Source organism: Nostoc sp. (assembly GCF_036917775.1).
Classification (GTDB): Bacteria; Cyanobacteriota; Cyanobacteriia; order Cyanobacteriales; family Nostocaceae; genus Nostoc.
Window position 1 is genome coordinate 1 of the sequence record NZ_JBALEQ010000124.1, and the last position, 11,448, is coordinate 11,448.

At 40.9% G+C, this 11,448-nt stretch carries 11 protein-coding genes; 8 read left to right on the forward strand and 3 right to left on the reverse strand.

All coding sequences use genetic code 11. The features are described from left to right. The first annotated feature begins 133 nt into the window (after positions 1-133). From V7K69_RS26050 to V7K69_RS26080, 7 genes are all read left to right on the forward strand, one after another. A protein-coding gene (locus V7K69_RS26050) for a PCRF domain-containing protein (RefSeq protein ID WP_335039767.1) occupies positions 134-1,265 on the forward strand; the annotation gives its coding sequence in 2 pieces (ribosomal slippage) (positions 134-208 and positions 210-1,265; 1,131 coding nt in all). Between the two features lie 125 nt (positions 1,266-1,390). Further along, positions 1,391-2,507 (forward strand): peptide chain release factor 2 gene (prfB, locus tag V7K69_RS26055; protein ID WP_335039770.1). Its coding sequence is split into 2 segments (ribosomal slippage): positions 1,391-1,462 and positions 1,464-2,507, totalling 1,116 coding nucleotides; the frame shifts between segments, so codons are not numbered across the junction. Between the two features lie 183 nt (positions 2,508-2,690). Next, positions 2,691-2,846 carry a DUF3285 domain-containing protein gene (locus V7K69_RS26060; protein WP_012408076.1) on the forward strand — a complete coding sequence of 52 codons (156 nt, stop codon included), beginning with the start codon at positions 2,691-2,693 and terminating at the stop codon, positions 2,844-2,846. A gap of 120 nt (positions 2,847-2,966) precedes the next feature. Continuing rightward, positions 2,967-3,494, forward strand: coding sequence for an rRNA maturation RNase YbeY (ybeY, locus tag V7K69_RS26065; RefSeq protein WP_335039785.1), 528 nt, complete (start codon positions 2,967-2,969; stop codon positions 3,492-3,494). A 152-nt stretch (positions 3,495-3,646) separates the two neighbouring features. Beyond that, positions 3,647-4,102, forward strand: a complete 456-nt coding sequence (locus tag V7K69_RS26070) for a diacylglycerol kinase family protein (RefSeq protein ID WP_335039772.1) — start codon at positions 3,647-3,649, stop codon at positions 4,100-4,102. Between the two features lie 241 nt (positions 4,103-4,343). Next, positions 4,344-4,943: an anthranilate synthase component II gene (locus V7K69_RS26075; protein ID WP_114084118.1), complete on the forward strand. Its 600-nt coding sequence runs from the start codon at positions 4,344-4,346 to the stop codon at positions 4,941-4,943. Between the two features lie 3 nt (positions 4,944-4,946). Further along, a complete protein-coding gene (locus V7K69_RS26080; RefSeq protein ID WP_335039775.1) occupies positions 4,947-5,714 on the forward strand; it encodes an MBL fold metallo-hydrolase in 768 nt (255 codons plus the stop codon). 93 nt (positions 5,715-5,807) lie between these two features. Here V7K69_RS26080 and V7K69_RS26085 read toward each other — a convergent pair whose 3' ends face one another. Next, a complete protein-coding gene (locus V7K69_RS26085; protein ID WP_335039777.1) occupies positions 5,808-7,049 on the reverse strand; it encodes an FG-GAP repeat domain-containing protein in 1,242 nt (413 codons plus the stop codon). 853 nt (positions 7,050-7,902) lie between these two features. Here V7K69_RS26085 and V7K69_RS26090 point away from each other — a divergent pair. Further along, complete coding sequence (locus tag V7K69_RS26090; protein ID WP_335039779.1) at positions 7,903-9,213, forward strand: aminopeptidase P N-terminal domain-containing protein; 1,311 nt, start codon at positions 7,903-7,905, stop codon at positions 9,211-9,213. A gap of 171 nt (positions 9,214-9,384) precedes the next feature. On the opposite strand, the gene V7K69_RS26095 is transcribed toward V7K69_RS26090, so the two are convergent. Both V7K69_RS26095 and V7K69_RS26100 read right to left on the reverse strand, forming a co-directional pair. After that, positions 9,385-9,930, reverse strand: a complete 546-nt coding sequence (locus V7K69_RS26095) for a hypothetical protein (protein WP_335039781.1) — start codon at positions 9,928-9,930, stop codon at positions 9,385-9,387. A 246-nt stretch (positions 9,931-10,176) separates the two neighbouring features. Continuing rightward, positions 10,177-11,388 carry a tetratricopeptide repeat protein gene (locus V7K69_RS26100; protein ID WP_335039783.1) on the reverse strand — a complete coding sequence of 404 codons (1,212 nt, stop codon included), beginning with the start codon at positions 11,386-11,388 and terminating at the stop codon, positions 10,177-10,179. Positions 11,389-11,448 lie beyond the last annotated feature (60 nt).

Genomic DNA, 11,448 nt, shown 5'->3' on the forward strand with positions numbered 1-11,448 from the left:
CCCTCAAACCTCATAAACAACTCTATTTTCAGCGTGGTTTTTCTGCCCTCTCCCTTATGCAGCAAACTTTATAGGTCGCTTGTCACCCTCTGAGAGAATATGTAGATAAGTTTAGCCTCAAGTGAGCAAAACTATGCTTGAACTCTTAAATATCAAAATTGAAGTAGAAAAGTTGTCTAATATCTTGGGTAAGGCTGAGGACTGTCTTTGACCTCCAATATTTGACTGCAAGAATTCAATATTTAGATCAAGTAATTGCTCAACCGGATTTTTGGAATCATCCAACCCGTGCTTATGAAGTACTTCAAGAAATTGAATACTCCATATTCTACAAGCATCAGGAATATCAGCGCTGGTGTTCGATTCTAGAAGATATCAAGGCTGCGTTGGAATTGCTGGAATTATCAGCCGATGAGCAATTGTGGCAAGAGGTGCAAAGCAACCTTACCCAACTCCAACAAGAACTCGAAACAGCAGAAATACGACAATTATTGTCTGACCCCCATGACCAAAAAGGTGCATTTTTAACTATTACTGCTGGGGTTGGTGGTGTAGATGCTGAATATTGGGCATATATGTTGCTGCAAATGTACTGGCGTTGGGCTAAAAGCCACAATTACCAATTGGATGTAGTAGAGATTTCTGATGGGAATGAGGCCGGAATTAAGTATGCAACCTTAGAAATTACAGCACGTTGTGCATACGGCTGCCTCAAATCAGAAACTGGCACACATCAACTACAGCAAATATCGCCCTTTGATGCTGCTAAAAGCTTGCAGACGAGTTTAACAAGTGTAGAAGTTATTCCAATATTGGATGAGTCCGTTGAGTGGGAAATTCCAGAGAAGGATTTGGAAATTACTTGGTATCGCCATCGAGGGAATGTCAACCGTACAGAAGTATGGGTGCGGGTGGTTCATATTCCTACCGGGATTAGTGTATTTTGCGACCAACAGCGTAGCCAGCTGCAAAACAAAGAGAAAGCCTTAGCTATTCTCAAGAGTAAACTGTTTGCGATCGCACTAGCCCAAGGTGTCCAGATTGACAAAATTCAACCCCGACAGATAAAACCTCTATCCAACAAGCTTATCCGTGAATATATCTTGCATCCTTACACCAAGGTGAAAGATTTACGTACCAATGTAGAAACACCTGCTGCGACAGAGGTATTAGACGGTAAAATTGATTTGTTTATCAAAGCCTATCTGCAACAGCTAAATCACACTACTTCAGTGGGTGAAGAAGCGCTTGATAATTTCAAGTAACTTTTGTAACCTATACAAGTTGTGCAGAAAAAATTTGCCCAATTACAGCTAAAATCAAGAAACATAAGTAGAATAAAGAGCAATTTTGCAATCCAAAGCGCTCTATCTATCATTCACCAAGCATTATGGATGTCCTAGAACTCAAACGCGAAATCGAAACGTTGTCTGGCCGCCTGGGTAAAACCCAGGACTATCTTTGACGTACCTGCACTGACAGCCAAAATTCAAGACCTCGAAAAAATATCAGCACAGCCAGAATTTTGGAATGAGCAAACCCAGGCTCAACAAACGCTACAAGAACTCAACGACCTGAAAGCCCACCTCCAGCAATACGATCGCTGGCACGCCAATCTGGAAGATACTAGGGCAGTTGTTGAATTGTTGGAGTTAGAAACCGATGAGGCACTACTCCAAGAAGCGGAATCTACTATCACTAAACTAAATCGTGACCTGGATCAGTGGGAGTTACAACAGTTACTTTCTGGCCCTTATGATGCTGAGGGCGCTGTACTGACGATTAGTGCTGGTGCTGGTGGCACAGATGCTCAAGACTGGGCATTTATGCTGATGCGGATGTACACCCGTTGGGGCGAAGCTCACGGCTATAAGGTAACTTTAGCTGAAGAATCGGAGGGTGATGAAGCCGGAATTAAATCGGCAACCCTAGAAATTACCGGCCGCTATGCTTATGGTTACTTGCGATCGGAAATGGGTACACATCGCTTAGTGCGGATTTCCCCTTTTAATGCCAACGGCAAGCGACAAACCAGTTTTGCCGGGGTGGAAGTGATGCCGCAGATTGATAACTCTGTGCAATTGGATATTCCAGACAAAGATTTGGAAATCACCACAACTCGTTCTGGTGGTAAAGGTGGGCAAAACGTCAACAAAGTAGAAACTGCGGTGCGGATTGTTCACCTTCCCACCGGTCTTGCCGTGCGCTGTACAGAAGAGCGATCGCAGTTGCAAAATAAAGAGAAAGCCCTAAATCGCCTCAAAGCAAAGCTTTTGGTCATCGCCAAGGAGCAACGCGCCCAAGAAATTGCCGAAATTCGTGGCGATATGGTAGAGGCTTCCTGGGGAAACCAAATCCGTAACTATGTATTTCACCCTTATCAAATGGTGAAAGACTTACGTACAAATACAGAAACAACGGCGATTGGCGATGTGATGAATGGCGAACTTGATCCATTCATCCAAGCTTATTTGCGCCAAGAAAACAAATTAGTAGAAAACCCATAATCATAATTTGGGATTATTTGCAAGTGCTAAGTAATGATTTTTCAACATTACTTAGCACTTTTGATTTTTGAGGATTTTAGATTGGCGCGTTTTGAGAGAAATTTCTGAGTAATATGCAAGCGATCGCCATTCTATCCCAGACCAACTGTTACAGTTATAAAAGAGTCTGTAGACATAATAACTATGAGTAACTCTCCTTCAACAGAACCTCAACCTAGCTACGTAAAACTCGCCATGCGAAACATGGTGCGGAAGGGTGCAACTTCCCTGAAGCATTTTGCGTTGACTGCTGTAGGGCTTTTAGCTCTCCTTGTTGGTCTTGCTTACTTAACTCACTAAGCTATTACGCAACTTATGAGGGTTATCATTAGTCATTAGTCATTTATCTTCCAAAGGACAGATGACCAATGACAAAAGACAGTCATAACAACAAACCTCAGACAAGGAGACTATGTGCCCCTGAGCGTTGAACTATATGTGGAGGATTCTTTTTACGATTTGTCCCTGACAACATCTGTAAAAATTGCTGACACTGATACTCGAATTCCTCCTGAAACTTGGGAAAATTGGTTTAATCAGTGGTTGGAAATACTTCAACCTCAAATTCCGCCAGCGCCAAGTTATGAAATTGGGCTGCGTTTGACAGATGACTCGCAAATTCAAGAACTGAATGCTCAGTATCGTCAGCAAAATAAGCCTACAGACGTTTTAGCTTTTGCTGCTTTAGAAGTGGATTTTCCGCAAAGCAAAGAAATGCTTGCATCTGTACCATTATACCTAGGTGATATTATCGTGTCTGTAGATACAGCACAGCGCCAAGCTCAACAGCAGGAACATAGCTTACCAACTGAACTAGCTTGGTTAGCATCTCACGGTTTATTACACCTGTTGGGCTGGGATCATCCTGATGAAGAAAGTTTGGGGCGAATGTTAAAACAGCAAGTAAAATTGCTGAACGCAATAGGTATTGCTATTGACATGGAATAGCAGTAGTTATGTGTTCTTAATGTTAATTTTGGGTAATACTTTTATAATACTTCTGTGCAAATTTGCTTAAAGATTGCCTCAAAGTTAATTCTGCCATTAAGATCGGCGAATATTCCCACTGTAGCAACTCTATTTTTGTATTTTCTAAGTCTATGTCCCCAAAAATTTCTTCATCACCAACGCCTACCTCGTTACAAACACTGGTGTCTAACGAACGGGAATTTTCCTGGAAAGTAGCCTCTAATTTATTTGTTAGTATTAAATATGCTTGGGCTGGAATCAGCTATAGTTTTCAAACTCAACGTAATTTTCGCATCCACGTAAGTGTTTGTGCTTTAGCAATCGGTTTAAGCGTATTTTTGCACCTGCAAGCTGTGGAAATAGCGGTAATTGGTATAACTAGTGGTTTAGTTTTGGCATTAGAGTTACTAAATACAGCGATCGAGTCTCTTGTGGACTTAACCGTTAAGCAGACATATCATGAATTGGCAAAAATCGCTAAAGATTGTGCAGCTGGTGCAGTTCTTGTTTCTGCTTTGGTAGCGGTGCTGGTAGCTGGTACGCTATTGCTGCCTCCTCTGGTAAGGTTAATTATATCCGCTTTGTAAATATGATTGATTTACGGTAGGCGTAGCCCAACCCAGGCATCGCCAAGTGACTTGGTAAAAGGATCGCACTCTACCCAATTCACTGTAGAGAAGACATTTTAATAAATTAAAAATTTAAGAAGTGGCTTGTTAGAAAGTAGCCGCTTAATATTTATGTGTCTACGTTAGCGTTATTTTTATATCTAGCGAACAATATAGTATCAGTAATCTGATGAGAGCTAAAAACCAGGAGTGATGAGATTTGATTATAGTTATCGACAATTACGACAGTTTTACATATAACTTAGTGCAATATCTGGGAGAATTAGCAGCCGAATTCTCAGTAGCAAATGATATTAAAGTTTTTCGTAACGACAAGATATCCATAGATGAGATTCGGGCATTAAAGCCGGAAGCCGTAGTTATTTCTCCTGGGCCTGGCCGCCCGGAAGATGCAGGTATCTCCTTAGAATTGATTGAACAGCTAGGACAAGATTTGCCAATTTTAGGTGTCTGTTTGGGACATCAAAGCATCGGTCAAGTATTCGGTGGTAAAATAATTCCTGCTCCAGAGTTGATGCATGGCAAAACCTCTCAGGTATCTCACACTGGGGTGGGGGTTTTTCGGGGATTAGAAAATCCTCTCATCGCCACTAGGTATCATAGTTTGGTAATCGAACGTGAGACTTGCCCAGATGTGTTAGAAATCACCGCTTGGGTTGAAGATAACACCATCATGGGAGTGCGACACCGGAACTATCCTCACATTCAGGGAGTCCAGTTTCACCCAGAGAGTGTCCTGACATCTTCAGGAAAACAGTTATTACGAAATTTTCTCGAACAGTTACAGTCAAGAGCATAATTAATGAAACGACGACAGTTGATGGGCTATGCTGGGGCGGGGTTGGCCACAGCTTTAGTTACTACCTTGGGTTCTAAATCTCAAGCTGACGCACAATCTAGCGGTTTATCAGTTCAGTGGTTGGGTCATACTTGCTTTCTTTTTACTGGTGGTGGTGCGAAAATTCTCGTCAATCCATTTCGGACGGTTGGCTGTACTGCTAAATATCGACTACCAAAAGTTGCAGCAGATTTGGTACTGATTAGCAGTCAATTACTGGATGAAGGTGCGGTGGATGTACTACCGGGAAATGCAAAACTCATCTACGAACCAGGAGTTTATGAGTTTAAAGGTATTAAGTTCCAAGGAATTGCCATAGACCACGATCGCAAAGGTGGTAAGCAATTTGGCTCAAATACTGCTTGGAGTTGGAAGCAAGGCGGGATTAATATCTTACACTTAGGGGGAGCCGCTGCACCTATTTCCATCGAGCAAAAAATCTTGATGGGACGACCCGATGTACTATTTATTCCAGTGGGAGGCAGTGCAAAAGCCTACAATGCTCAAGAAGCAAAGCAGGCTATTCAAGTATTAAATCCCAAGCTGGTGATTCCCACCCATTACCGGACACAGGCGGCTGATCCTGCTAAGTGTGATATTTCGCCACTTGATGATTTTTTGACCTTAATGCAAGGTACGACAGTGCGACGTAGCAATGGAGATAGTATTTCCATTAGCCCTGGTAAATTGCCAGAAAAGAGTGAAATTCAGGTTTTGACTTACAAGTTTTGAGGAGCGGGAAATGAGGGGATAAGGGAGCAGGGGGAGCAGGAGAGGCATTTGATAATTCCTAACTCCTAACTCCTTACTCCTAAATCCTAGCTTTTAGAATGTATACCACTGTGGGCCAAGCTTATCTGCATCGCTGATGGGATTGTCAACGGCTGTTGTTCCATCTATAGTCCAAATGTTGTCTGAACCAGCGGTCTGATCGCGCCAGTAGATATCGGTCTTACCGTCGCCGTTGAAGTCGCCAAGGGATGGTGTCAAGGCAGCATTATTAGTTGGTAAGAAAGCTTCAGTGGCAACTGTTGTACCATCCATCAACCAAGCGGTGTTCGCACCTGTGGTTCCATTGTGCCAGAAGATATCGGTCTTACCATCACCGTTGAAATCACCAATTTTGGAAGTCCACGATGAGTCAAGTGTTCCCAAAGCGCCTTCTGTGACTAAGATACCATTCATCGTCCAAACCTTGTTTTCACCGGTTTGAGCGTTTCTCCACAGAATATCAGTGCTTAAATCGCCGTTGAAATCACCAAGGCTAGCAGTCCAGGCTGCGTCTTGGGATTGCAGCGCAAATTCAGTCTTTTGGGCACCATCCATAAACCAAGCGCTGTTATCGCCAGTTGTCCCATTGCGCCAGAAAATATCGCTCTTGCCATTGCCATCGAAATCAACAATGGTAGGAGTTAGAGCTGTGTCTGTAGTGTCTAGAACAGTTGCAGTGAGAACTGTGGTACCATCCATCTCCCAAATAGCGTTCTCACCGGTTGTAGCGTTATGCCAGAAGATATCGGTTTTGCGATCGCCGTTGAAATCCCCAATCTGAGGACTCCAGGCTGCATCAACGCTAGATAGAGAAGCCGCAGAACCAACTCTAGTTCCATCCATCAGCACAATGCTGTTCTCACCAGTTGTCTTATTGCGTAATAAGAAGTCGGTTTTGCCATCAGCATTGAAATCAGCAATCTTGTAATCATAGGCGGATAGGTCGAATTGACCCAAAGATCCCTGTTCGACAACTTTTGTGCCATCCATCAACCGAATGACAATTTCACCGGTTGTAGAATCGACCCAAACTTTATCTGTTTTACCATCACCGTTGAAGTCAGGAACAATCGCCGCACTGGTTAAGTAAGGATTAGGATTGGGATTTGCTGACGTTTTGACAGGTAGGGTTGCTGGTTCATTTTGTAGGGTATACGAGGAACTTTTACTTTCAAATCCCAAATCATAATTTAGACTCTTAAGAGAAGTTGTCAAGATTTCTGATTTTGCAAAAGAATCTGATGCTAATCGAGATGTATTCAAAGCTAAGGGTGAGGAATTTAGATTTTCAGGCATGGGGAATTTTTATTATTGGCTGTCATATTTTTTTAACTTTTTTTGCTCATCTCTTTCTGTAATTAAATAACATTTCCGAGGGCTTCAAGATTTCTTTATAACTATTTTTTCTTTATTAATGTCATTCTTCTAAGATAAATATCTGTTTGTTTTAGACTATTTTTATAAAATTTTCAAGTTCTACATAAGCAATTGCAAAATATTTTTTGTGATTTAAGTATATGATGATTTACAGATAAAGCTTTATTGATTTATCTGTTTTCTTTGACATTTTAAAAAATATCAAAAATATACTTATATTTTTAACGGTTAATTAGTCAGATAAAAAGTATTTACACCAGTAGTCTGGAAAATTTAAATTCATAACAAGCAATTTGTTAGTCAGGGATTTAGTCCTTATTTTTTAATTACTTAAATGTTTGACACAAACTATTAAATCTGTCTTGATAACGGAATAGCCGTATTTTTGAGGAAATTAAAAATATGTTAAAATAAAAATAATCGCTACGTAGTTCTAATTTGTTTGTGTAGCGCTGATTTCTTTAATAGGAAACTTCTAAATTATTGATATAAGTTATTAACTATCAAGGTTGAAATTTAATGAAGTATTCAAAATAATTTTTTTTATGAATATCCTAAATCATTCGACAAAAACTAGATTTTCGAGTTATTTCAAAATTAAGAAATCTGAGCTTTTCAAGATAAGTGATTATTCTTCAACTATTTATGACTGGAGTGGAAACAAATATTGGTTAGAATAACTTAGATTAGTAACTATCGAGAAGCATGAACTGTGCGATCGCCAGTTGCCAAAAGTGTAAAATAACACAATACTTTAATACATACATCAGCTATGCAAGCAGAATATCGGCAGCGTCGTGAGCAGTTAATGGCAAAAATTGGTGATGGCACAGCCATTTTTCGCAGTGCGCCAATGGCAGTGATGCACAACGATGTCGAGTATGTTTATCGCCAAGACAGTGATTTTTTCTACCTAACTGGTTTTAACGAACCACAGGCAGTTGCAGTGTTAGCGCCGCATCATTCAGAACATCGGTTTGTGCTGTTTGTACAACCGAAGGATCGCGAAAAGGAAGTATGGACTGGTTATCTTTGTGGGGTAGATGCAGCCAAGGAAATTTATGGTGCTGATGAAGCGTACCCCATTAGCGAGTTAGACGAAAAGTTGCCGCAGTATTTGGAAAAAGCCAGCCGCCTTTACTATCACTTAGGACGCGATCGCAGTTTCAATGACCAAATCCTAAGACATTACCAAAGTTTACTGCGGACTTATCCTAAACGCGGTACTGGGCCGATCGCCATTGAAGATACTGGCCCTGTTCTTAACAGCATGAGACTAATTAAAAGTGAAGCTGAGTTGGGGTTAATGCGTCAAGCGGTTGCGATCGCCACGGAAGCACACAATTATGCCCAAGAAATCACCGCACCTGGGCGTTATGAGTACGAAATTCAAGCGGAGATGGAACGCATTTTTCGAGTGCGGGGTGGCATGGGCCCAGCTTATCCTTCGATAGTGGCTTCTGGAGTGAATGCTTGCGTACTCCACTACATTGAAAATAATCGTCAAATGCAGGATGGAGAATTACTGCTAATTGATGCCGGTTGTGCCTACGGTTATTACAACTCTGATATTACCCGGACATTTCCTGTAGGGGGTAAATTTACGCCTGAACAAAAGACGCTGTATGAGATTGTATTGGAAGCACAAAAACAAGCGATCGCTCAAGTGAAACCAGGTAATCCCTTCAAATTAGTTCACGATACAGCAGTGCGCGTTATCACAGAAGGTTTAGTTGAACTTGGCATCCTCAAAGGTGAAATTGATAAGTTAATTGAAGAAGAGAAATATAAGCCATATTATATGCACCGCACCAGTCATTGGTTAGGTTTGGATGTTCATGATGTGGGAGTCTACCAGCACGGTGAAGACAAACCGCAGATTTTGCAACCAGGCCAAATTTTGACAGTGGAACCGGGACTATATATTGTGCCTGACACCAAACTAGCAGAAGACCAGCCAGAGACTGATCCTCGATGGATTGGCATTGGTATTCGGATTGAGGATGATGTGTTAGTTACACCTGATGGACATGAGGTGTTAACTGCGGGAGTTCCTAAAGCAGTGGATGAACTGGAACGATAAAAAAGGGAGAAGGGGAGCTAATTTCCAAGTCTGTTTCCCAATCTGGGAAACATTAGAAAACCCGGCTTCAACAAAGTAAGCCGGGGTAATTTATGCACTTATATAAAAATGAGCCTTAATCTGTGCGATCGTCGTTTTTGGCACTAGGAGCAATAGCAGAAAGTTATTAAATCAAGAACAGCCCTCAACAAATTCAACTTCTGGTAGTTTACCTGAGCGAAACCCAGTAACACGCTTACCGTCAGTCTCGAAAATAACGCGATAGTTCTGATCAGCAGGGTCTTTCGGGACAAATGTCAAGTAGTGTCCGCCTGGGACGTATTTATGAGGTGTGATTTTAATTTGTCCTGGGTAAAGAGACTTGATTTGTGCTTCGGTATCGCCAATTTTTGCACCTTTGAGGGTAGTAATTTGGGTATTCTGCCGCACATCTACTCTAGAAATGCGACCTCCTGTCACCATGAACGAAAGATTGTTGGGTTCATTTTGTGGCTTAACATAGTAGCAATTGTTATTGGGTGGATCGCCCACTAACTTAGTACCAGCAGCCTTTGTCGCTTGGGAAACAGTCATCCCAACTCGTACTGCACCGATTCCATTGATAAACAGTTTTGATTGATTTGTCAGTTTCGCTTTTGCTACAACTGTGCCGACAGTTAGAGAAGAAACTGCCAACGTTAAGGAAGCAAGAGTCAAGAATTTAACTTTATTATTCATAAATTGTGGGAATAAAAGTAGTGGATTTTTGCATACTGTATCTATGCTACCAATTTCAGATTTTCAAGTTTTTGACTGGCGAAATTGTGATATTACTTCAATCAAACCAACAATATTACGGTTGAACTCAGGTAAATCTTCCACAAGTATCCAATATTCATGATGTATAGAACCGCCCACAGCCCTATTTCCTTCTGCCTTCTGCCTCGATCTACTTAATATCAAAGTCTGTTTTGTTGGTTTTTATCAACTTGGATCTTCCTTATCCATAGCTTCAAAAAGAGTGTTTCCAGTTTGCTCATCTGCGATCGCTCCTTGATTATTTCCCAAATGACGACGAATTTCGCTACGCAATATATATGCTTCTGCTTCTTTAGGATTTAGCTGAATTACATAGTTAGCATCTGCGATCGCACCTTTGTAATCTTGGAGTTTTTGACGCGTATATCCACGAGAGATATAAGCGTAGGTATCTTTGGCATTCAATTTAATAATTTCGTTGTAATCAGCTATCGCTCCTTTATAGTCTTCGAGATGATTAAGAACTTGCGCTCGCTGGTAATAGATACCACTGACATTTTTGGGTTTAAGGCGCAAAATCTCGTTATAATCTTGAATCGCGCCTTTATAATCTTTTAATCTATTACGAAAGCTGGCACGAGTCATCCGAGATTCAATATCGTGAGGTTTTAAGCGCACAATTTGGTCATAATCTGCTAGTGCGCCTTTATAGTCATGCAGTCCCAAACGCGCCTGCGATCGCTTAATATAAGCATTAACATCATTAGGATTTGTACGTAAAGCAGCAGTTGTCAGCTCAATTTCTTGTTGTCTATTTTTTCTGATCTGCTCAAGTCTTTGCTGAGAATTTTGAGAGTAATAAGTTAATAACTTTACCCAGCTAGGAGCCAGAGCTTGCAAAGTACCTAATATTCCTCCTAACAAGCTGACACAGTATATAACTAATAGAAAAACTCTAGTTTTCCATTTACTACGGGATTCGTACTGCTGTTGAATCAATCCCTTTACTAAGGTATATCTTTTACTGAAAGGCAAGTTTCCATATCCGAGTTGCTTCAGATACTTGAATATGAAATGCAGAATATTGTCCTGATCTATGGTTGAATTTAGTCGTAGTTCTTTTTGAAATTTTTGATTAATTTTAGCGCTGCGAAAGCTATTAGGGATGCCCATAGCGATCAACATCGCAAATAAAAACATCATTGGTCTGTCTTTTCCTAGAAATCCTAAGATAATCACACCAAAGACTTTAAATAAAACACCAATATAAGGGAAACGAGAAAAAAGCAGTAAATCAGCAATTTGTCCTCCATCTAGAGGATAAACCGGGAGGAGATTAAACAAGTTTAGAAATATCAGCGTCCAACTTGTTTCTCGTACCCAATCAGGATAAGCACTACCCAAACCCGGATTTCTCACAAACAATAAAAAATCCATTCACAGCACTCGAACTAAGACATTTTTTTGATACATCATCAATTGGAAATTAAGTGAGTA